20 protein-coding genes are annotated in these 22379 nt (G+C 66.7%); 9 read left to right on the plus strand and 11 right to left on the minus strand.

Features of this window, described 5'->3' with window-relative positions; translation table 11 throughout:
• Window positions 1-124 precede the first annotated feature (124 nt).
• From RDCOP1_RS11250 to RDCOP1_RS11265, 4 genes are all read left to right on the plus strand, one after another.
• Entirely contained in the window at window positions 125-1243 is a 1119-nt protein-coding gene (locus RDCOP1_RS11250) for an adenylate/guanylate cyclase domain-containing protein (protein WP_231922873.1), read from the plus strand.
• A gap of 138 nt (window positions 1244-1381) precedes the next feature.
• On the plus strand, window positions 1382-2860 hold the full coding sequence (locus RDCOP1_RS11255; protein ID WP_072700522.1) for an MFS transporter: 1479 nt from the start codon (window positions 1382-1384) through the stop codon (window positions 2858-2860).
• A 118-nt stretch (window positions 2861-2978) separates the two neighbouring features.
• Window positions 2979-3911, plus strand: a complete 933-nt coding sequence (locus RDCOP1_RS11260) for an AurF N-oxygenase family protein (protein WP_072700524.1) — start codon at window positions 2979-2981, stop codon at window positions 3909-3911.
• 59 nt (window positions 3912-3970) lie between these two features.
• A complete protein-coding gene (locus tag RDCOP1_RS11265; RefSeq protein ID WP_072700526.1) occupies window positions 3971-4750 on the plus strand; it encodes an SDR family oxidoreductase in 780 nt (259 codons plus the stop codon).
• A gap of 48 nt (window positions 4751-4798) precedes the next feature.
• Here RDCOP1_RS11265 and RDCOP1_RS11270 read toward each other — a convergent pair whose 3' ends face one another.
• The gene (locus tag RDCOP1_RS11270; RefSeq protein WP_371836825.1) at window positions 4799-5671 is read right to left on the minus strand and encodes an IclR family transcriptional regulator; all 873 of its coding nucleotides are present in this window, start codon (window positions 5669-5671) and stop codon (window positions 4799-4801) included.
• A 405-nt stretch (window positions 5672-6076) separates the two neighbouring features.
• On the opposite strand from RDCOP1_RS11270, the gene RDCOP1_RS11275 reads away from it, so the two are divergent.
• On the plus strand, window positions 6077-7390 hold the full coding sequence (locus RDCOP1_RS11275; protein ID WP_072700530.1) for a bifunctional o-acetylhomoserine/o-acetylserine sulfhydrylase: 1314 nt from the start codon (window positions 6077-6079) through the stop codon (window positions 7388-7390).
• Between the two features lie 89 nt (window positions 7391-7479).
• On the opposite strand, the gene RDCOP1_RS11280 is transcribed toward RDCOP1_RS11275, so the two are convergent.
• The 5 genes from RDCOP1_RS11280 to RDCOP1_RS11300 all read right to left on the minus strand — a co-directional run bounded on the left by RDCOP1_RS11280 (window position 7480) and on the right by RDCOP1_RS11300 (window position 12987).
• Window positions 7480-7848: a hypothetical protein gene (locus tag RDCOP1_RS11280; protein ID WP_174555800.1), complete on the minus strand. Its 369-nt coding sequence runs from the start codon at window positions 7846-7848 to the stop codon at window positions 7480-7482.
• Window positions 7845-8549 (minus strand): ABC transporter ATP-binding protein, encoded by a 705-nt coding sequence (locus tag RDCOP1_RS11285; protein WP_072700534.1) that lies wholly within the window; start codon window positions 8547-8549, stop codon window positions 7845-7847. The genes RDCOP1_RS11280 and RDCOP1_RS11285 overlap by 4 nt, the downstream gene beginning before the upstream one ends.
• The gene (locus RDCOP1_RS11290) at window positions 8546-9289 is read right to left on the minus strand and encodes an ABC transporter ATP-binding protein (RefSeq protein ID WP_072700536.1); all 744 of its coding nucleotides are present in this window, start codon (window positions 9287-9289) and stop codon (window positions 8546-8548) included. Before RDCOP1_RS11290 ends, RDCOP1_RS11285 begins: the two co-directional genes overlap by 4 nt.
• Window positions 9282-11552, minus strand: a complete 2271-nt coding sequence (locus RDCOP1_RS11295) for an ABC transporter permease (protein ID WP_072700539.1) — start codon at window positions 11550-11552, stop codon at window positions 9282-9284. The genes RDCOP1_RS11290 and RDCOP1_RS11295 overlap by 8 nt, the downstream gene beginning before the upstream one ends.
• Window positions 11553-11616: 64 nt before the next feature.
• Window positions 11617-12987, minus strand: coding sequence for an ABC transporter substrate-binding protein (locus RDCOP1_RS11300; RefSeq protein ID WP_174555802.1), 1371 nt, complete (start codon window positions 12985-12987; stop codon window positions 11617-11619).
• 313 nt (window positions 12988-13300) lie between these two features.
• Between RDCOP1_RS11300 and casG the strand changes: the two genes are divergently transcribed.
• On the plus strand, window positions 13301-14965 hold the full coding sequence (gene casG, locus RDCOP1_RS11305; protein ID WP_072700542.1) for a steroid-24-oyl-CoA synthetase: 1665 nt from the start codon (window positions 13301-13303) through the stop codon (window positions 14963-14965).
• Window positions 14966-14991: 26 nt separating this feature from the next.
• Here the strand turns inward: casG and RDCOP1_RS11310 are convergent, their stop codons facing one another.
• Both RDCOP1_RS11310 and RDCOP1_RS11315 read right to left on the minus strand, forming a co-directional pair.
• Window positions 14992-15894 (minus strand): amidohydrolase family protein, encoded by a 903-nt coding sequence (locus tag RDCOP1_RS11310; RefSeq protein ID WP_072700543.1) that lies wholly within the window; start codon window positions 15892-15894, stop codon window positions 14992-14994.
• Between the two features lie 54 nt (window positions 15895-15948).
• Window positions 15949-16473: a ribonuclease H family protein gene (locus tag RDCOP1_RS11315; RefSeq protein WP_072700735.1), complete on the minus strand. Its 525-nt coding sequence runs from the start codon at window positions 16471-16473 to the stop codon at window positions 15949-15951.
• Window positions 16474-16560: 87 nt separating this feature from the next.
• Between RDCOP1_RS11315 and RDCOP1_RS11320 the strand changes: the two genes are divergently transcribed.
• The 3 genes from RDCOP1_RS11320 (at window position 16561) to RDCOP1_RS11330 (ending at window position 18687) form a co-directional block, all read left to right on the plus strand.
• Window positions 16561-17496, plus strand: coding sequence for a DNA-3-methyladenine glycosylase family protein (locus RDCOP1_RS11320; RefSeq protein WP_072700737.1), 936 nt, complete (start codon window positions 16561-16563; stop codon window positions 17494-17496).
• A 127-nt stretch (window positions 17497-17623) separates the two neighbouring features.
• Window positions 17624-18094: a MarR family winged helix-turn-helix transcriptional regulator gene (locus RDCOP1_RS11325; protein WP_072700545.1), complete on the plus strand. Its 471-nt coding sequence runs from the start codon at window positions 17624-17626 to the stop codon at window positions 18092-18094.
• A gap of 83 nt (window positions 18095-18177) precedes the next feature.
• A complete protein-coding gene (locus RDCOP1_RS11330) occupies window positions 18178-18687 on the plus strand; it encodes an acyl-CoA thioesterase (protein ID WP_072700547.1) in 510 nt (169 codons plus the stop codon).
• A 53-nt stretch (window positions 18688-18740) separates the two neighbouring features.
• Here RDCOP1_RS11330 and RDCOP1_RS11335 read toward each other — a convergent pair whose 3' ends face one another.
• From RDCOP1_RS11335 to RDCOP1_RS11345, 3 genes are all read right to left on the minus strand, one after another.
• Entirely contained in the window at window positions 18741-19889 is a 1149-nt protein-coding gene (locus RDCOP1_RS11335) for an acyl-CoA dehydrogenase family protein (RefSeq protein WP_072700549.1), read from the minus strand.
• A 113-nt stretch (window positions 19890-20002) separates the two neighbouring features.
• Window positions 20003-21520 carry an acyl-CoA synthetase gene (locus RDCOP1_RS11340; RefSeq protein ID WP_072700739.1) on the minus strand — a complete coding sequence of 506 codons (1518 nt, stop codon included), beginning with the start codon at window positions 21518-21520 and terminating at the stop codon, window positions 20003-20005.
• A 62-nt stretch (window positions 21521-21582) separates the two neighbouring features.
• Window positions 21583-22368, minus strand: a complete 786-nt coding sequence (locus RDCOP1_RS11345; RefSeq protein WP_072700741.1) for an enoyl-CoA hydratase — start codon at window positions 22366-22368, stop codon at window positions 21583-21585.
• Window positions 22369-22379 lie beyond the last annotated feature (11 nt).

Here is a 22379-nt window from a genome sequence, read left to right on the forward strand (position 1 = left end):
TCGGCTCGCTGGATTGTCCGGCGCTTTTTCGACGCCAACTGTCGCACATGTGTACGACACGACACCGAGCGCCGGGGGCGGAATCTACAGCCCCCGCAACCGGAGGACAGGTAAGGATGGTCTCGTGACCCCGTCCGATGAGCGATCGCAGGCCACCCCCGAGGTGGTTGCGACGATCCGAGCCGAGCTCGAACGCACCCTGCTGGGCGTTCGCCGATACACCTTGCGCGAGGTCGCGGACCTCGCCGGGCTGGAGCCGACCCGGGTCCGCCAGTTGTGGCAGGCCCTGGGATTCACGGTCGACTCCGACCCGGGCGCGGTCATGTTCACCGACGGGGATCTCGGCGCCCTGCGCAATATCGCAGCGATTCTCGGCAGCGGCGCCGTCGACCCCTCCGCCGAGATATCCGCGGCGCGTTCGCTGGGACAGTCGATGTCGCGGCTGAGCGAATGGCAGTTCGCCCTCTTGAGCAGCCACGTCGTCTCCCAGCTCTCCACCGCATACGGCACCGCGTCGACGCCCCCGGAAGACGAGGAGATCCGCGAGTTCGTCGATGACATCCTCCGCCGGGTGGCGAACCGTGCCGAGAGCCTCCAGGGCTACATGTGGCGTCGGCACCTGGTTGCCACGACCAACCGCACGGCCGTCCGGGCACAGGGTGAGGGTGACGCGCAGACCCGTCCGCTCGTCGTCGGGTTCGCCGACATGGTCGGGTACACCCAGTTGACGCGGCGTATCGATGCCGACGAACTCAACGTGCTGCTCGATCACTTCGAGGCCGCGGTGTCCGGCGTGATCACCCGGCACGCCGGCTGGGTGATCAAGACCGTAGGCGACGAGGTGATGTTCGCCTCCGAAGATGCGGTCGACGCCGCGCGGATCGCGCTCGAACTGCAGGAGGCGTTCGCGGCGTTCGAGGACACACCCGCCCTGCGGATCGGTCTGGCCTCGGGCCCGGCGCTGGCCCGGTTCGGCGACCTGTTCGGTTCGGTGGTCAACATCGCCGCACGGTTGACCGGTGCCGCTCGCCCCGGTTCCGTCCTGGTCGACGAGCAACTCGCGGCCGCGCTCGAGGGCCACGACGAATTCCGGCTCCACGCCGTGCGGAACTTGCGGGTCAAGGACTTCCGCCACTCCCGTGCCTATGTGTTGCGCCCTTCGCGGCACCCCAGCGGGGACGCACGCAACGAGACCCCGCCTCCCCCTGCAGGAACCGCGGCGCCAGCCGATCCTGCTGCGTGATCTCCGGCAGGACCGGAGAATTCGAGCAGGGCCGAACACCAGCGGTTACGATGCGCGCAGTCTCGCCCATGCTCCGGTACCACCTTCGTCCGGAAGGCACCCGTGTCCGAAACAGCCACTTCGGCCCAGAAGACCCGTATGACACGGTCGCAGGTGTGGCTGCTCACGGTCGCGTGTGCGGCGGTCGCCACCGTGATCGCGGCAATGGCGTCGCTCAACACGGCACTGCCGGATATCGCGGTCGAGACGGGGGCGACCCAGGCCCAGCTCACGTGGATCGTCGACGGGTACACCCTCGCGCTCGCGGCGCTGCTGCTCCCGGCGGGCGCGCTCGGAGACAGGTTCGGGCGGCGCGGCGTCATGCTGGCGGGGCTCGTCGTCTTCGGGATCGGGTCGGCGCTTCCCCTGTTCGTTTCCGATCCGACCTGGTTGATCGCCGCTCGCGCCGTGGCCGGGGTGGGCGCCGCGCTCGTCATGCCTGCGACGCTGTCCCTGATCACCGCTGCGTTCCCCGCGGAGCATCGGTCCCGGGGCATCGGAATCTGGGCGGGTGTAGCCGGATCCGGCGCGGTCATCGGCATGCTCGCATCGGGCGTCATTCTCGAGTACTGGTCGTGGGAGGTCATCTTCGCGGGGTTCGCGGTGATATCGGTTGTGCTCGTCATCGCAGGTGCCACGGTGGGGTCTTCCCGTGCGGCGGAACCGGCCCGGTTCGACATCTTGGGAGCCGTGCTCGTCGTCGCTGCGGTCGGGCTGTTCGTCCTCGGCGTGATGGAGGGCCCCCAACGGGGATGGGTCGACCCGCTCACCGTCGGATCCCTGGTCACGGGGGTGGTCGCAGGAGTGGTGTTCGTACTCGTCGAGCGGCGTTCACCAGCACCCCTGCTCGACGTACGGCTCTTCACCCAGCGCGCGTTCGCCGTCGGAGCGGGCAGCCTCACGCTGCAGTATCTCGCCGGTTTCGGCGTCTTCTACCTCATCGTGCAATACCTGCAACTGGTGCTGGGGTATTCGCCGCTGATGTCGGCGGTGGCCCTCACCCCGATCTTCCTGGTGGTGATGGCACTCTCGGTGGGGATGCCGATGTTGTTGCGGTGGTTCGGCCTCCGTGTCCTCATGAGTGCCGGGCTCGCACTCATCGGGGTATCGCTGATCGTCATGGGCCTGCTGGACGCGGACTCGTCGTACACCGACGTCGCGCTCGCGATGGCGATCGCGGGTGTAGGGATCGGCGTCTGCACCGCGCCCGCGACGCACGCGATCGTCACCAATACCCCGGAAGACCAGCTCGGTGTCGCGTCGGCGGTCAACGACGCGACCCGCGAGGTGGGTGCCGCCATCGGAGTGGCTGTCGCGGGCAGCGTGCTCGCCGCCGCGTACGGGCACCGGATCGATCCCGTAGCGCCGTCGATTCCAGAACCGGCGCGCAGCGCCGTGCAGGATTCGCTCGCCGCGGCCGTACAGGTCGCCGAAGCTGCGGGTCCGCAGGGTGACGCTCTCGCCGACGTGGCCCGGGACGCCTTTCTCGCGGGTATGCAGCAGGGCATGTGGGCGCTCGCCGCAATCCTGCTGGTCGGTGCGGTCGCATCGGCGCTGTGGGCTCCTGCCCGCTCGTAGCTGCCCTGCGCTGCTTCCGCCTTCGACAGAACACTCTTGTCGTAGGCGTTGTGCTGTGCCCGCGCTCACGCTAACCTGACTTAACAGTTACCCGTCGTCACACTAAAAGGTGGAGACAATGACCGCATCGCTCACCCGCGAATCCAGCAAGGGTTTCGTACCCGGCATCCGGCTTTCCGATCGCGAGGAAACGGCCGGTCGTCTACTCGCTTCGTCCGCACGCAAGTCGTACGACCCGGTCGTCGAAGTGGACTGGGAAGCGCCCGTCCCCGACGACAAGTTCGGCATGACCCCCGAGTGGAGCACCCTCTACGGCACCGCACTGTGGGACGAACTCACCGACGAGCAGCGCATCGAGCTCACCAAGCACGAGGCCGCGAGCGTGTCGAGCACCGGCTTGTGGTTCGAGATCCTGCTCATGCAGATGCTCCTGCGCGATGTCTACGACCGAAACAAGCACAGCCGGCACGTGCAGTTCGCGCTCACCGAAGTCGCCGACGAGTGCCGTCACTCCGTGATGTTCGCCCGCGCCGGTGAACGGCTGAACATGCCCGGTTACGGCCCGCCCCGCTACATCCACCACCTCGGCCGTCTGTGGGGTCACTTCTTCAAGGGCGCCAACGCGTACGCCGCGGTCATGGCCGCAGAAGAAATCCTCGACATGATGCAGCGCGACTTCATGCGCGACGAACGCGTCCAGCCCGTCACACGTGCGGTCTCGAAGATCCACGTCCTCGAGGAGGCGCGCCACATCCGGTTCGCTCGCGAAGAAGTGGGACGACGCCTCAACGGTGCGAGCCGCCTGCGGCTCGCGATCGAACGAATCAACACCGCGGTGGTCGTGTATTTCGTCGTCAAGAGCATGATCCACCCGGACGTCTACGCCAACGCGGGCCTCGACACCGAACGCGCTCTCGCCGAAGCCCGGAACAACACTTACCACCACGACCGGGTGCGCAAGTCCGGCGCCAAGCTCATGACGTTCCTCGACACCGTGGGCCTCATCGGCGGGCCGTCGAAGTTCCTCTTCAAGAAGGTGCACCTGCTCTAGGCATCTGCTGAGCGGGAACGTCGGTGCACCGTCGAAGGTTTCGGCATAGCCTCCGCGGCATGTTCTTCGACAATCCTGCAGACTTCACCGGTCGCGCGGTCCTCGTCACCGGCGGCACCAAGGGCATCGGGTACGTCATCGCCGAAAGCTTCCTGGCCGCCGGTGCGGAGGTACTGGTGTGCGGGCGGACCTCGCCCGAGCGGTTGCCCACGGCCGACGGCCGCTCCGCCGAGTTCGCTGCCGTCGACATCCGCGACGCCGAGCAGGCGAAGACTCTCGTCGAGACGGCCGTGGAGAAGTTCGCACGGCTCGACGTTCTCGTCAACAATGCCGGTGGCTCACCCGATTCGGATGCTGCGACGGTGTCGACGCGATTCTTCGACAAGATCGTCGCTCTCAACCTGCTCGCCCCGTTCTACGTCGCCCAGGCTGCGAACGCCGTGATGTGTGGGCAGGACGAGGGCGGTTCGATCATCAACATCGGGAGCGTGTCGGCGCACGATCCGCAACCCGGCACCGCCGCCTACACCGCCGCGAAGGCCGGACTGCTCGCGCTGACGAAGGCTCTCGCCCTGGAGTGGGCGCCGAAAGTGCGGGTCAACCACATCACCACCGGCCTCATCCGCACCGAAGCCGCCGCCGAGGTGTACGGCGCCGACGGCGGTGCCGCCGTGACGAGAACACTGCCGATGCAGCGTATGGCGGTGCCGTCCGATATCGCGGGGGCGTGCATGTTCCTCGCCGGCCCCCTGGCCTCGTACGTGAACGGGGCGGATCTCGCGGTACACGGCGGCGGCGAACTGCCCGCGCGGTACATGGCTCTGCACCCCGAAATGTGAAGTGCCGGCGGATCTTCCGCCGGCACCTCGTGACGCGTCCGATCGCGACTAGCGGCCGCCGGCAGCCTTGGAGACGACGCTGCCGAGCGGCGCGGTCGTCGCCATCGGAGTACCGGGCACGGCGTCGTCGCGGTCCTGGTCCGGGAAGAGCGTGCGGGTGATCTTGCGGGCCGCGTCGGCGACGATCGGCGCCACCCATTCGAGCCGGGTCGACCGCGCGTCCGCAGCCAGGGAGAGCGCTGCGACCGGGCCGTCCACCCCGCGCAGCGCTACACCGACACAGCCGATGCCCGGCGCAGCCTCCTCACGTTCGAAGGCGACGCCGCGGCGCTTGCGGATCCGGTTGAGTTCCTGATGGAGCGCAGCGTTGTCGCCGATGGTGCGCTCGGTGCACGGCGGCAGGCGCTTGCCGTAGAGCGCGTCGACGCGCTCGGGCTCGAGCCACGCGAGGATCGCTTTGCCGCACGCGGTGGCATAGGCGGGAAAGCGCCCACCGACCCGTGACGGAACACTCGACGCGAACTGCCCTCCGACCTTGTCGAGGTAGAGCACCTCGTTGCCGTCGAGCACGGTCAGGTGCACGATCGCGCCCGTCTGCAGAGCGAGTTCGTGCAGATGCGGGGCAGCGGCCTCGCGGATGCGCCGGTGACCGGTGTCGCTGCCGCCGAGGCCGAGTGCGCGTGCACCCAGGCAGTATCCGTACGACGCGTGATCGATCCACCCGCGTCCGACCAACTGGTCGAGGATGCGGTGCACCGTCGAGCGGGGCAGGCCCGAACGGCAAGTGACCTCTTCGAGTGTGAGCGCTCCCCTGCTGTCGAAACTCTCGAGGATGAGCGTCATCCGATCGATCATCGACGGAGGGAGTTCGCGCTTCACCGGGCTGCCGGCATGCTCGAGTGAGAAGTCCACGGCGGTCAAATTTACCTCCATAAGCACTGGCCACGGCCTTGCGCGCCCCACGAAACTAGAATCTGTTCCAGAACGTTAGCAGGATCACACACTTCGACGGAAGAGCAACACACAGCCTGTAGGTACGGTTGCCCGACCCCGCGCGCCGTCCCGCCGCCCCCGATTCCCTACGGGCCTGGTCGGAATCGCCGCGAGCCGTTATTGTCGAAGCCGTGAGCAAGACGTACGAGCGGTCGGCACAGCGGCCGCGCCGTCATGCCTGTCTCCTGTGTATGTGCGGGTGTCCGGCCGGCTGACCGCCCGCACCCACCCCCAGCCCCTTACGGACCGCCCTCTCAGCGGCGTCGCGCGCGGGGCCGCAAGGTCAGCGTCTCGACGACCCGTTCCACTCACCGAATCCGGAGCAGTAGACCCATGAGCGAAAACACCCCCGAAGCCGTCGATCCCACCGCGTCGTGGAGCTTCGAGACCAAGCAGATCCACGTCGGTCAGCCCGCCGGGGGCGACACCAAGGCCCGCGCGCTGCCGATCTACCAGACCACCAGTTACACATTCGACAGCACCGACCACGCCGCGGCGCTCTTCGGGCTCGCCGAGCCCGGCAACATCTACACCCGCATCATGAACCCGACCCAGGACGCGGTCGAGCAGCGCATCGCCTCGCTGGAGGGCGGTGTCGCCGCATTGCTCCTGTCCTCCGGGCAGGCCGCCGAGACGTTCGCGATCCTCAATCTCGCCTCCGCCGGCGACCACATCGTGTCGAGCCCCTACCTCTACGGCGGCACCTACAACCTCTTCCACTACACGCTGCCCAAGCTGGGGATCGACGTCTCGTTCGTCGAGGATCCCGACGATCTCGAGCAGTGGCGCGCGGCGGTGCGCCCCAACACGCGGGCGTTCTACGGCGAGACCATCGCCAACCCGAAGAACCACATCCTCGATATCGCCGGCATCGCCGGAGTCGCCCACGACAACGGGCTGCCGTTGATCGTGGACAACACCGTCGCCACCCCGTACCTGCTGCGCCCGCTCGAGCACGGCGCCGACATCGTGGTGCACTCGGCCACCAAGTACCTCGGCGGTCACGGCACCGCGATCGCGGGCGTCATCGTCGACGGCGGCACGTTCGACTGGACCCAGGGCCGCCATCCCGGCTTCACCACTCCCGACCCCAGCTACCACGGTGTCGTGTTCGCCGATCTGGGCGCTCCCGCGTACGCCCTCAAGGCACGCGTGCAGTTGCTCCGCGACCTCGGATCGGCGGTTTCGCCGTTCAATGCCTTCCTCATCTCCCAGGGCATCGAAACCCTGAGCCTGCGGATGGAACGCCACGTGTCCAACGCGCAGAAAGTCGCCGAGTTCCTCGAGGCGCGGCCCGAGGTTCTCTCTGTCGCCTACGCGGGCCTGGAGTCGTCGCCCTGGCACGAGCGTGCAGAGCAGCTCACGCCGAAGGGCCCCGGCGCCATCGTCGTGTTCGAACTCGCGGGCGGGATCGATGCCGGTAAGAAGTTCGTCAACGCGCTGACCCTGCACAGCCATGTCGCCAACATCGGTGACGTTCGCTCGCTGGTCATCCACCCGGCGTCGACCACCCACTCGCAGCTCACCGCGGAGGAGCAGCTCGCGGCCGGCGTCACCCCCGGACTGGTCCGCCTGGCTGTCGGCATCGAGAACATCGACGACATCCTCGCCGATATCACCACCGGACTCGAGGCTGCAGCCTCCTGACATCTTCGGCTCGAACCACGGCAGGCCCGGCCTCGACGAAAGTCGTTGCCGGGCCTGCCGTTTCGGATCCGGATACACCGGACGTCCGTTCAGATCTTGTCGCGCGACAGCGCCTCGACGATCCGCTCGGTCTGCGCATTGCCTTCGAGCAACTGACGCACCAGCCACAGCTTCAGGACCTTCGACACCGCCGACGCGATGTAGACCGCCGCGCCGACGAGCGTCACCGCGACGAAGGCCGTGCTCAGCAGCTGGTAGGACACGAGGTCGCGCAGGTCCGACAAGGTCAGCGACGCGATGTAGACGACGAAGGCGGCTACCGCACCGACGATCATCAGCACCATGCCGACGATCCGGCTCTTCCCGCCGGATCCGCTCTCCGCGGTTCCCAGCCCCAGTGCAGCCACATCCTGCTTGAATTGTTCACGTCGTTCGTCGACCGCAGTGGTCATCGTCATCCTCCTAGGTAGCTGGTAGACAGTTCTTCTTCGATCTCCGCCGGATCGCCCGTGCGCACGACTCGTCCCTGGAGCATCAGCGCAGCGCTGGTGGCGATGGGCAGGACCGCCCGGGCGAACTGTTCGGCAACGAGAATCGACACCCCCTCCGCCGCAAGTTCTCCCACTATGTCGTAGATCTGCGAGACGATACGCGGGGCCAGGCCCATCGACAGTTCGTCGAGCAGCAGCACCGTCGGGTTCGTTCCGAGCGCCCGCGACAGTGCGAGCATCTGTTGCTCGCCGCCCGACATCGATCCGGCGAGCTGTGTCCGGCGCTCTCCGAGAATTGGGAAGCGGGTGTAGGCCACGTCCTCGAGTTCTGCCAGTGAGACGCCCGTGCCGGTCGCGATCCACAGGTTCTCGCGCACCGTGAGGTTGGGGAACACGCCTCGCCCCTCGGGGATCGAGCAGATGCCCAGGCGTGCGAGTTCGGCTGCGGAGGCTCCGTTGACGACGTGTCCCCCGAGCCGGAACTCCCCGGACGACACAGGGTGGATGCCGGAGCACACCTTCAGTGTTGTCGTCTTGCCGCCTCCGTTCGGCCCGAGAAGGGCGACGACCGCCCCCGGTGGGAGCGCGATGTCCACCCCGTGGAGCACCTCGATGGAACCGTATCCGGCACGGACGCCGGACAATTCGAGCAGGGGTTCGGTGCTCATACCGCCTCCTTCTCGGTTCCGATGTAGGCGTTGATCACAGCGGGATCGTTCTTGATCTCGTCGGGGATCCCGCTTGCGAGCACCGCACCGTAGTCGAGCACATGGATCGTGGAACAGATCTTCATCACCAGCGGAATGTCATGTTCCACAAGGCAGATCGCGAGTCCGCCGGCGGCGAGACCGGACAGCAGTGCGGCGAACTCCTCGGTTTCCTGTTCCGTCTGACCGGACGCCGGTTCGTCGAGCAGCAGAATCTGCGGATCGGTCATCAGTGCTCGTGCGACCTCGACGACACGCGCCCGCCCGGTGGGGATGTCGGACACGTCTCGGTCGGCGATGTCGCCGAGGCCCGTCAGCTCGAGCAGACGATCGGTTTCCGCTTCGACGTCGACTCGATTGCGCGAGTTCGCGTTGTGGATGTCGCCGGCCACCCGCAGGTTGTCCCGCACCGACAGCGACACGAACAACTCGAGACGCTGGAAGGTGCGAGCGAGTCCCATCCGGGCCCGCTTGAACGGCGGCAACGTCGTCACGTCCCGGCCGTCGATGAACACCTTGCCCGCAGAGGGTTTCTGCAATCCGGTGATCGTGTTGAACAGGGTGGTCTTGCCGGCACCGTTGGGCCCGATCAGACCGGTGACGGTCCCACGTCCCACTTGAATGCTCACGTCCTTGACCGCGACGTGGCCGCCGAAACGCACGGTGATACCGCGAGTTTCGAGAATCGGCGTGTCAGCCATTGGTGACCAGCTCCTTGTCTGTCCGGGCGGGCTGGGTCGACAGGTACTCGGAGATACCGAGTTCACGATCGATCTCGTCGCGCACCGCCGCGCTGTACGGCTCGTCGACACCCACCCGTTCAGGGATCAGCGGGCGGCGCCGCGCCGCTTCTTCTTCACCGAGCACCGCTTCGGGCATCAACCACTGCCCCATCACCGGGAGCATGAACACCGTCACGATCGTGATCGACGCAAACCACCAGTTGTCGAGCACACCCACGAGTGCGAGCACGTACGACACCAGGACCACGGCGGCGCCGCCCACCAGGACGGGTTTCGCATTGGCGAGATGGCGGTAGCCCTCGACAACCTGGTGGACACTGCCGCTGGGGTTGGCCGCGACACCGATACCGATCAGCGCCGGGCTCACCGCCGCGACGTGGCCGAGGAACGTCCACATTCCCGCGAGTTCCGGTTGGTCTGCCGCGAGATTCGCGAACGAGGTCATGATGACCGCGAACCCGACCCCCGACATCAGGCCGCCGAAGAGGGCGCCCGATACGTAGCCGATACCGGCCACCACGGTGAGCATCAGCAACGACAGGCTGACCATGATCGAGAAGCTCTCGTTGGACACCGACCCCATCGCGCTCGCCATGAACAGACCACCGAGGCCCGCGATACCGGCCGAGAGCGTGAACACGCCGAGTTTGAGCCGGACGAGGCTCTGCCCGAGCATCGCCGACGCGGCGGGGCTGTCCTTCATCGCCGCGAGGCGGCGTCCGTAACCGCTGTTGCGCAACGCGATGACACCGACGCCGAGCACCGCGAAGATCACCGTGACCGTCATGAGGAAGACGGTGTCGTTGCGCAGATCCAGCGGTCCGACCTTCAGCGGCGGAATCGCGATGTTCCCGTCGGTGAAAATGGAGAACTTGATGCCGAACAGTTCGTGCACGGTGGTGTCGCGCAACACCATGTTGGACAGGAACACTCCGAATGCCATGGTGGCCAGCGCCAGATAGAGCCCTCGGAGCCGAAGCGCCGGGAGCGCGATGAGGCCACCGACCACCGCGGTCGCGGCGACCCCCAGCGCGACGCCCCACAGGTTGAGATGGGCCGCCAGTCCTGTGCCGGAGATCCCGAAGTGGAAAGCCACGATGGTGGCGATCGCACCGAAGGACACCGGTGCCAGGTTCATCTCGCCGGCGTAGCCCGTCAGCAGGGTCAGCGAGAGCGCGATGATCGCGAAGGTCATTCCGATCGTGAGCGTGGTGATCGCCGACGTGACCATCAACAAGCGGATCGCGTAGACGATCACGACCAGCGCCACCGCCCACGCGACGGCCTTGCGCACCGACGGAACGTGGTAGCGCTCCCGGGTCCGGGTCACCGCTCCGCGCAAACGGTCCTGCGGCAGCACGATCAGCACGACGAACAGGGCGATCATCGGCAGGGACACCCGCAGGTTCGACGTCCACGTCCAGGCCGTCGGGAAGTACGCGAGCACATACGTCGCGGTCAGGCCGAGGAACAAGGCACCGGCGAAGGTGCGCGGAATGCTCCGGAGTCTGCCGAACATCGCCGCCGCGAACGCATCGATGACGAGCAGGGTCAGCATGTTCGCTTCCAGCGTGCCGCCGTTGATCGGTGTCACGAGGATGCCGGCGAGTACCGCCAGGGTCGAACCCATGACCCACGACAGCGCCGCGAGCCGGTCCGGGTCGTGCCCGTTGAGCCGCAACAGATCAGGATCGTCGACCACGCCGCGCATGGCGACACCGGAGCGTGTGCGGGTGAACATGATCCGCAACCCGATCGCGATGAGGACAGCGACCGCGATGCAGATCAGCTCGTGGTACCGAATTCCCACTCCGAAGATGTCGATCTTGGCCTGGTCTCCGAAGAACATCGTCATCGTCCGGGCCTGCTCGGGATGCCAGAACCAGTGCGACACCGACAGCATGCCGAGCAGGATCGAGACCGTGACGACGATCTTGGTGACCTCTGCCGTGTTGCGCATGCCGCGCATGATGAGGACGTAGAGCAGCAGTCCCATCAGCGGCCCGAGGACTCCGAGCACGAGGATCAGTGCCACCGGGGTGGGCAGTCCCCAGCCGTAGCGGAATTGCCAGTATGCGAACGCGCCCAGCATGGCCTGCGCACCGTGCGCGAAGTTGAAGATGCCCGACGTGTTGTAGGTGAGAACGAGGCCCGATGCGGCGATGGCGTACACCGATCCGAGCACCAACCCCACGATCGTGAAGGTCAGGAAGGTATCCATACAAGTACCTCTGCTCGAGGGTGCCGGCGGTCGCGATTCACGCCGCCGGCACCGGTCGAACGGATCAGGCGTTCGGCCTGATGACGTTCGGGTTCAGGTATTTCGTGGAGATGCGGTCCGGTCCGAGTTCCGTGCCCCACGTGGATGCGTCGGTGGCGACGAGATACCGGTCGTCGCATTTGAACTCCGCGGCTTCCGCGGGGAATGCCTGCGAGTACTCGGCGCCCTTCAGGGACACGACGAGTCCGCATGTGGCGGGCATGTTGTTGCCCGGATCGGTGACAGCATGCAGCCCGCCGCCGTCCCACTCGTGGATCTGCGAGAGTTCGTCGATCATGCACTGGCGGGTCAGGTCCGATCCGCATTCCTTCGCGGCCGTCGCCCACAGCAGGAACGACGAGGTGGCCTGCATACCGAGGAGTGCGGTCTTGCCGCCGGCTTCGGCGACGAGTTCGGTGTACTTCTTCACCGCCGGGACGACGTCGGCGTTCTCGAGCATCTGGAAGGTCATGCCCGCGTGCATGTTGTCGAGCAAGCCGGTCTCACCGTTCCAGGCCGGAACAGCGTTGGCGTACCAGGTGGCCTCGCCGAGAAGGATCGGATCGACACCGACCTGGTCGAGTGCCTTCACGAAGTTGAACTCCGCGGGTACCGGCGAACGGGAGGTCCACAGGCCCTTGGCGCCGCACTGCTTGATCTTCTCGGCGAACGGGACGTAGCTCGATTCACCGTCGTAGTTGAGCGTGACGCCGCAGTTCTTCAGGTTGAAGCCGGCCGCTGCGGCGATCGAGCGGGCCTTGGTGTTCGCGGTGATGATCGTGGGCATCGTGCTGTCGACCACGTCGAACTCGTTGACGAGTTCGGGGTACATCTCCGCCATCTGGAACCACTGCGACCCGTTCGCGTAGTCGACGGGGAACGGAACGCCCTGATAGGTCATCGGACCGTTCGCCGCGTCGGGCGAGACGGTGAATGCCGGGACGGCCGCGAGATTACAGGCGACGCGGGTCTGTTCCGACGTCTGATCCATCGCGAACCCGTGTCCCACCAGCATGAACTCGGAGGCACACGCGTTCTGCATGACCGCGTTGGCCTGCGTCATGGCACTGTCGAAGAGGGTGCCCACGATTCGGCGGCCGTTGATTCCGCCCTGCTCGTTGCACCAGTCGATCATGGCCGAGACGGCGTCGCCCATCTCCTTGTTCAGGCCCGGGCTCTTCGCGTAGCCACGGTCGTCGCCGTAACCGATGCGAATTTCGGTGTCGCTCACCCCCTGATCGGTGGCCCCACTGGCATCGCCCGCACCACAGGGGGATTCCAGTGTCCCGAAGGTCGCGTCGGACGCCTGCACCGGCGCGGCGGCAGCGCCGGGCGCTCCGGCGGACACGACCGCGTCGCCTTCCCGATCGGACGCGCAAGCGGACGTCACCACCATGACGGCGGCCAATGCCGCCACCAACTTCGTAGTAGAGCTACGTTTCACTGCGAGGTCTCCTTGGTCTCAACCGAACCCCGCTCGAATACTGTGGACGGCGAGGGCCGAAGCATCACATCGGCGTATCGGGTGACGCGAAGGTAGCCAGGGTGACCTGAACCACCACGAGTACTCCCGGTGAGTGGGACTTGAAAGTGACCGCCACCACAGGGTCTTCCGGCCAGTGGCACGGGTCACCCCAAATACCCCTGGCGACGTGGCATCTTGTGCGTCACGTGACACGAGTAGTTGTCGGTAACCGGAAAGGCTCGTCATGACAGCGCCAGCAGACCTCCAGCAGATGTTGATCCAGGTGACTTCGAAACTCACCGGTCCCGGTGGACGATTCGAACTCGTCGAGGAGGAGGTGCGCGGAAACCGCATGCCGGTGATCCGCAACCGCGACCGGAAGGTCGGTGACCTCGTTGCTGCGTCGAAGGCATGGGGAGACCGCGATTACCTGGTCACCCTCGATCGCCGGATCTCGTTCGCCGAGCATGCCGACGCCGTCGCCGCGGTCGCAACCGCGATGCGCGACGAGTACGGCATCGAAAAGGGAGACCGGGTCGCACTGCTCGGCGCAAACACACCCGAATGGGTCATCGCGTTCTGGGCGGCACAGTGTCTGGGCGCCGTCGCAGTCGGACTCAATTCGTGGTGGACGCCCGCCGAACTCGAGTACGGCATCGGCAAGGTGCGGCCGAAGATCGTCGTCGCCGACGCCAAGCGAGCCGAACTGCTCGCCAAAGCGCAGGTCTCGGGGTTCACCGTTCTCACCGTCGAGGACGACCTGCCCCGCCTGGTGGCAACGGGGGCAGGAGCAGACCTCCCCACAGCCGACGTCGACGAGGACGATCCCGCAGTCATCCTGTTCACGAGCGGGACGAGCGGTCGCCCCAAGGGAGCGCTGCATTCGCAGCGCAACCTGCTCGCCGTGGTGGACTATCACCGCTACTCCGACGCGATGGTCGCGCACATGTACGGCCGGACCTACGACGACTCCGCACCGAGCGACGCCCGGTACCTGCTCACCTCACCGCTGTTCCACATCGCGAGTCTCCACAACCTCGTTGTGCCCCGCCTTGCCACGGGCAGCGCCGTCGTCATGACCGAGGGCCGCTTCGACATCGATCAGGTCTTCGGACTGATCGAACGCGAGAAGGTCACCAACTGGGGCGCGGTGCCGACCATGGCCGCGCGCATGCTCGAACACGAGAACACCGACCGCTACGACCTGTCGTCTCTCACCGCGTTCGCATTGGCGTCCGCTCCGTCCTCTCCCGCGTTCAAGAAGCGGCTTCGCGAGAAGTTCCCCTTCGCTGATCGGGCTCTGGTGGACAGCTACGGCCTCACCGAATGCAGCACCGCGATCGCGGTCGCCACCGCAGGCGAACTCGAAGCCTTCCCCGGCACTCTCGGGAGCCCGATCCTCACCGTCGCGATGGAAATCCGCGACCCCCTGGGCGAAAAGGTCCCCGACGGCGTCGAAGGCGAAGTCTGCGTCCGCAGCCCGTTCGTCATGCTCGGTTACTGGGAGGACGACGCCGCCACGGACGCCGCGATCACCGAGGGTGGCTGGTTGCGGACCGGTGATTTCGGAATCATCGAACACGGCCGGCTCAGGCTGACGGGACGCCGGTCGGATCTGATCCTGCGCGGCGGGGAGAACGTCTATCCGACCGAGATCGAGCAGGTTCTCGACGAGCATCCCGCCGTGCAGGAATGCGCGGTGATCGGGGTCGACCACGAGGATCTGGGTGAGGAAGTGGCGGCGGTTGTCGTGCTGCATCCCGGCCACGACGCGAGCGAACAGGAATTGCGCGACTTCTGTGCGGAGCGCCTTTCGTACTACAAGGTGCCCGCCCACTGGCGGATCACCCGCGACGCGCTGCCGCGTAATGCCACCGGCAAGATCCGGCGCCGCGAGGTGAACGTGTAGTCACAGCAGAGCCCGGGGGGCGGCAGTCACCCGGCATCCGACGAGCGGTCGCGCTGATCGATCCCGAACAGCGCGGCCGCGTTGTCGTGGCACACCGCGCGCAGCCAGCCCGAATCCGGTGCGACCCGCTCGAGCGACTCCAGTTGATGAAAGTAACTGTAGGGAATATTGGGAAAGTCGCTTCCCAGAAGTATTTTCGACCGCAGGTCGTCGAGTCTCGGCAGGGCATCGCGCGGAAACGGTGAGTCTTCCTCGACGAAATCGGTGAACGCCATCGTCGTATCGAGGTGCACCCGCTCGTACTTCTCCGCAAGATCGAGGAAGTCGACGTACTCGGGCAACCCCATGTGCGCGACGATCACCGTCAGCTGCGGGTACCGGCGCAGCAGTTCCGCCATCGGGCCCGGCCCGGTGTGGGTGCCGGGCGCCGGCCCCGATCCGCAGTGCACCACGATCGGCACCGCGGCGTCCTCGAGGAGTCCCCACACCTCGGCCAGCAGCGGGTCCAGAGGCGTGTAGTCGCCGACCTGCACGTGCGACTTGAAAACTCTCGCACCCCCGTCGAGCGCGGAAGCGACGTACGCGTCCGCCCCGGGCTCGGGGTAGAAGGTTGCGGTGCGGAGGCAACCGGGAGTGCGCGCGGCGAACCCGGCCGCCCACGAGTTGAGCCATGCCGCCATGTCGGGCTTGTGCGGATACACCATCGAGGTGAAGAACCGCACCCCGAACGCGCGTAGTTGCGCGACTCGCTCGTCCTCGCTGCTCCGGTAGGAGATCGGCCAGTGCCGCCCCAGCAGCGGCCCCGCCGAATCGAAATACGCCCACACCTTGTCCATGACGTTCGCGGGCATGAAGTGGGTATGCACGTCGACGAGCGCGTCGAGGCCGTGCTCCCGCCGGAAGCGCGCGATCCGGTCAACCTCGCTCATGCCCGTGACCGTACCCCGAGCCTGCCGGAAGGTGATGGCGCCGCGGCGGGCCCGTCAGAACAGTGTGAGTTCGGCGTCCTGGGATCTCGCGGTGCCGGCCCGCGCCACCGAACGGGGAAGCGGGTCGGGAATCTCGATCGGTCCGGGACGGGCTGCGATCTCGCGCGCAGCCTCGCCGGCCAGCGTGTCGGCAACTTCGTTGAAGTGATTGCCCACGTGCCCACGTACCCACCGGAACCGGACCGGCCCGGTGCGCTCGACGAGTTCGCGGTCGATCGCCCGTACGAGCTCGATGTTTTTCACCGGTGACCCCGTGGACGTCTTCCAGCCCTTGCGTTTCCAGCCGGGCAGCCACTCGGAGGCACATTTGATGGCGTACTGCGAGTCGGATTCGATGATCATGGGCTCGGCCCCTGGATGTGCGCGCAGGGCCTCGAGTACGGCGCGCAGTTCGGCGATCTGATTGGTACCCGACCGTTCACCCCCCGATGCGCTCGGCCCTTCGTGATTGACCCACGCCCATCCGATGGCGCCGCCCGGATTACGCAGGCAGGATCCGTCGGTGCTCACGATGATCATGTTGCCGACCATAGCCTTTCCGTCCGACACCGGGAAACTGTCACGGCCGTCACAGAAGACTTGCAGGTACCGGAGTACGGTAAGTCGGTGACCGCGTCCGTCAACGATGCCGCACCTGTCGACACTCTGGTGAGGGTGCCCGGGCCCGTCGACGTCGCACAAACCCTACGCCCACTGCAGCACGGCCCCCGCGACCCGTGTCACCGCCGCGACGGCAGCGCCGTGTGGCGGGCGTCGCGGATGGAGTCCGGGCCGGTGACCTACCGGATCACCCAGGCCGGACCCGATTCCGTCCACTGCCTCGCGTGGGGTCCCGGGTCCGGTGAACTCCTCGATCGATTGCCCGCGCTGCTCGGCGCCGACGACGACCCCTCGGGCTTCGCTCCTGCTCATCCCGCGCTCGCCGAGGCGCACCGCCGGATGCCCGGGCTTCGGATCACTCGCACCGGTCGTGTCCTCGAGTCGCTCGTTCCCGCGATCCTCGAACAGCGCGTGCACGGCATCGCGGCATTCGCCTCGTGGCGCCACCTCGTGACGCGGTTCGGAGAGCCGGCGCCCGGACCTGCCCCGCACGGCATGCGGGTGCCACCGAGTGCGGAGGTGTGGCGGCGGATTCCGTCGTGGGAATTCCATCGCGCGAACGTCGACCCCGCCAGGGCCAAGACGATCGTGCGGTGCGCACAGTCGGCCGACTCGCTCGAGCGGCTCGTCGACCGCGACGCCGTTCGAGCGCGACGTGCCCTGCGCACCGTGCCCGGTGTCGGAGTGTGGACCGCCGCCGAGGTCGCACAGCGCGCATTCGGCGACGCCGACGCCCTGTCGGTCGGCGACTACCACCTCGCCACAGTCGTGGGCTGGGCGTTGCTCGGCTCCCCACTCGACGACGCCGGCATGATCGAATACCTCGAACCCCTTCGCCCGCACCGGTATCGAGCGGTACGCCTCCTCGTCGAAACCGGAGGTTACTCGGCCGTCCCGCGTCGTGGTCCACGCACCGCTGTCACCGATCACCGCCGCCATTGATCCGACCCTGCCGTTCGATCCGACCCTGCCGTTCGACCCACCGCCACTGATCCACTGCGCCACCGCACGGCGACAACTCCCGGCGCCGCCCCGCCCCCATCAACACCGACATCAGGGAGATCCACCAATGTCCGAGCCCGACGACTTTCCGGTGCCGACCCGGCTCGATCACCTACCCAGCTTTCTGCTGACGCAGTCGGCGATGCGGGTGCATCGAGTGGTGTTCGGCCGCCTCGACGCTGCCGGCGCCCGCGGCCACCACTACCGGATGCTTTCCGCCCTCGACGAATTCGGTTCGTCCAGCCAGGTGGAACTCGGGCGCCGGTGCGGCCTGGACCGAAGCGACGTCGTGGCGTGTATCGACGCACTGGCCGACCGGATGTACGTGCGGCGCGCCCCCGACCCCCAGGACCGACGGCGCAACATCGTGAGCCTCACCCGCAAGGGGCGCGACCGGCTTGCCGAGTTGGAACGCGTGCTCACCGCGGTACAGGACGAAGCCTTCGCCCCACTCGACGACGGCGAACGCGAGCAACTCGTCGCCATGCTGACGAAGATCATCGCCCACCACACCCGGGCATCCGAGCGGCGGTCGTAGCGGCGCGCTGCCCGGCGACCGTCGTACGCTGGACGGGTGCGATCGGCAGAGATCCTGCAGGTCCCACCCTCGAAAGGATCCCCGTGGAAGCAAGAACCTGCAGCGAATCACGAGTTGTCAAGACCAGTAGGGTCTTTCCCAACGACGTCAACGATCACAACACGTTGTTCGGTGGGAAGCTGATGAGCGATATCGACATGACCGCCTCGATCTCGGCCACCCGCCACAGCCGTGCATCCGTCGTAACGGCCTCCACCGACTCTGTGGCGTTCCTCGCACCCGTGCACCAGTCCGACTCGGTGTGCCTCGAGTCCTTCGTCACCTGGACCGGCCGCAGTTCGATGGAAGTGTTCGTGAAGGTGACCGCGGAAGACCTCCGCAGCGGCGACCGTCGCATCGCCGCTACTGCTTTCCTGACCTTCGTGGCAATCGACGACGGCGGGCGGCCCACGCAAGTGCCCCCGGTGATTCCGGAATCCGACGAGGAACGCAAGCTCAACGAGTCCGGTGAGGTGCGCGCCGAGCATCGTCGCGCACACCGTCGCCAGAGCCAGGAGATGGCTGCGTACCTCACGACGAGTCGGCCGTGGTGAGGTACGCAGCGCAACGTCTCGCTGCCTGAACAGGCAGGATCCGGCGGGTACGCCTACAGGGAACGGGCGATGAGGACCTTCATGACCTCGTTCGCGCCCGCGTAGATGCGCTGAACGCGGGCGTCCTCGTACATCCGCGCGATGAGGTACTCACGCATGTAGCCGTAACCGCCGTGCAGCTGAACACACCGGTCGACGACCTCGCACTGCTTGTCGGTGAGCCAGTACTTGACCATCGCCGCGTCGGCGGGGTCGAGCTCACCGCGCAGGTGCTGCTCGATGCAATGATCGAGGAAGATGCGGCTGGTGCGGGCGATCGTCTGGCATTCGGCAAGCTCGAAGGCCGTGTTCTGGAACTCGAAGAGGCTGTGGCCGAACGCTTGTCGCGCCTTGGTGTAGCGGACGGTCTCGTCGACAGCGCGCTGCATGGCGCCCGCCGCCTGTGCTCCGATGATCAGGCGTTCCTGCACCAGTTGTGCCATGAGCTGCGAAAAGCCCTGTCCTTCTTCGCCCAGCACGTTCGACACCGGCACCCGCACGTCGGTGAACGACAGTTCCGAGGTGTCGGCGGCGTGCTGGCCCACCTTGTCGAGCACGCGCCCGACCGCGAAGCCCTCACAGTCGCGCAGGTCGACGATGAGCAGCGACACACCCTTGGCGCCGGCCTTCGGGTCGGTCTTGACGGCGAGGACGATCATGTCGGCCGACGAGCCGTTCGTGATGAAGGTCTTCGACCCGTTCACGACGTACTCGTCACCGTCGCGGATCGCGCTGGTCTTGATCGCTTTGAGATCGGAGCCGGCTCCGGGCTCGGTCATGCCGATCGCCCCGAGGATCTCGCCGGTTGCCATGCCGGGCAACCAGGTCCGCTTCTGCTCCTCGGTCCCGTATTCCAGGATGTAGTGCGCGACGATGCCGCTGTGCACGGAGATGCCGAGCGCGAGATCGCCCGCGTAGCCCTGCGCCTCGAACACTGCGAGGTCGTGCGCGAACGTACCGCCGCCACCGCCGTACTCTTCCGGAATCGAGCACAGCAGCAGCCCCAGCTTGCCTGCCTCGAGCCACACGTGGCGGTCGATGCGACGCTGCTCGTCCCACTTCTCGGCATGCGCCATGACCTCGCGTTCGAAGAAGTCACCGGCCAGCTCCGACAGTGCCCGCACCTCGTCGTCGTGCCACGACGGCACGTGCTTCTTCTTCATGGGTTCCCTTCGTCGATCTCCGGCCGTGGCGGCCCGATGTTCCTGATGCCCTGACCCCTGACACCCCCGGCGCCGCAGTCGCTCGATCTTCGCTGCGCCGACGCGGCACCGGGTCACACGGCGCGCAGTTCCCGCTTGAGCAGCTTGCCGCTCTGGTTGCGCGGGAGAGTATCCACGAAACGGACGATCTTGGGCACCTTGAACGGCGCAAGCCGGGCCCTGACATGGTCGACGAGTTCGCGCTCGGTGACGGTGTGACCGTCCTTGAGAACTACGACCGCGGTGACGGCCTCGATCCACTTGTCGTCGGGGGATCCGATCACGGCCACCTCCGCTACGGATCCGTGCGTGTAGATGGCGTCCTCCACCTCGCGGGAAGCGACGAGGATTCCGCCGGTGTTGATGACGTCCTTGATCCGGTCGACGACGGTGATGTAGCCCTCGGAATCGCGAGTGACCAGGTCACCCGAGTGGAACCAGCCGTCGCGGAAGGCTTCGGCGGTGGCGTCCGGGTTCTCCCAGTAGCCGAGGCACAACTGCGGCGAGCGATAGAGCACCTCACCGGGTTCCCCGTCGGGAACATCGTTTCCGTCGGGGTCCACGACACGGGTCTCGACGAACAGCACGGCACGCCCGCACGACGAGGGGCGGTCGGCGTGCTCGTCCGGTCCCAGCACGCAGGCCAGGGGACCGATCTCGGACTGTCCGAAGCAGTTGTAGAAACCGAGATCGGGATACCGCTCGCGCAACCGGTTCAGCACCGTGACGGGCATGATCGACGCGCCGTACTGCGCCTTGCGCAGCGACGACAGGTCGCGGGTGTCCAGGTCGGGGTGGTTGGCCAGCGGGACCCACACGGTGGGCGCGAGGAACAGCGAGCCGATCCGCTCGGCTTCGATCAGCCGCAGGATCTCCGGGATGTCCGGCGCCGGCATCAGGGTGATCGTCGCGCCGACTGCGAGGTACGGGAGCAGGAACACGTGCATGGCCGCGGAGTGGTACAGCGGCATGCAGATCAGCGGGTTGTCGTCGGCGCGCAAGTCGAGCGCGATCATCGACGACGTGTACTCGTGCACCAGCGCGCCGTGAGTCATCATGGCGCCCTTGGGCTTCGACGTCGTTCCCGAGGTGTACAGCAGTTGCACCAGATCGGTAGCCGCGACGGTCGTGTCGAGTTCGGGCACCGGCCCGCTCGTCGCCTCGTCGAGCAGGGACCCGTCCGCGTCACGCAAGACGAGTACGTGTCCGGCCGGAACGTCGTCGAGCACGCGGTCGAGTTCGCCTCGCAGCGCCGGGTCTACGAGCACCGCCGCGGCACCGGACTGGCCGAGGAGATAGGACAACTCCTCACCGCGCAGCGCGTAGTTGATCGGCACGTGCACGAGACCGGCGCGCGCCGCCCCCAGGTAACCGAGGACGTATGCGTCGGAGTTGGTCCCGTATCCGGCCACCCGGTCACCCGCGGCGAGACCGAGGGACAACAACTCCGCCGCCGTCCGCGACACCGCGTCGTCGAGTTCGCGGTAGGTGAGGCTGCGGTCCGCGAAACGCAGCGCGACGCGTTCGGGGAACCTGGCAGCGGAACGGTGGAGTACGCCGTCGACGGTGTCGGCACGGGGATCGGAACTCATGCCGGTCACGTTATAGGACGTCCAACAATTGGTCCAGACCTAGCGCTCGATAAGCGCTACCCTCATCGGCCCGTCCATTCCGGTGCGCGCTTCTCGAGGAACGCGGAGATGCCTTCTTGCGCGTCGTCGAGAACCGCGTTGCTCGCCATCGTCTCCGCCATCGCCTCGTACGCGGCGTCCTGTGGGAGGTCGATCTGCCGGTAGAAGGCGTCCTTGCCGATCCGCAGCGTGGCCGGAGAAGCGGACGCGATCTTCGCCGCCAGCGCCGTCGTCTCGGTGTCGAGCGCCGCCGCCTCCACGACGAAGTTCACCAGTCCCCAGTCCGCCGCCGTCCGGGCATCGATCGCCTCGCCGGTCAGCAGCATCTGCAGCGCGCGCTTACGTCCGACGGCGCGGCTGACCGCGACCATCGGTGTCGAGCAGAACAGTCCGATCCGCACGCCCGGCGTGCCGAACTCCGCATCGTCGGCAGCCACCGCGAGGTCGCACGCCGCGACCAACTGGCAGCCCGCCGCCAGCGCCGGGCCTTGCACCGACGCGATCACGGGCTGAGGGATCGCCTGCACGGTCTTCATCATCTCGTTGCAGGTGTCGAAGATGGCGCGCTCCTCCTCGAGGGTGCGCCCGATCATGTCCCGCAGATTGTGGCCCGCCGAGAAGACCGGACCCTCGGCACGGATCACGATCACCTTCGTATCCGCGGACAGTGCGATCAGCCCCGCGATCACCTCACGCATCGTGGTGACGGACAGCGGGTTGCGCTGCCCGGGATTGTTCAGCGTGAGTACGCCGATTCCACTGGCCTCGTCCACGGCGACGAGTACTGGTGCGGTACTGGTGTCGGTCATGGTCCCAGCCT

This window comes from Rhodococcus coprophilus NBRC 100603 (assembly GCF_001895045.1).
GTDB lineage: Bacteria > Actinomycetota > Actinomycetes > Mycobacteriales > Mycobacteriaceae > Rhodococcus > Rhodococcus coprophilus.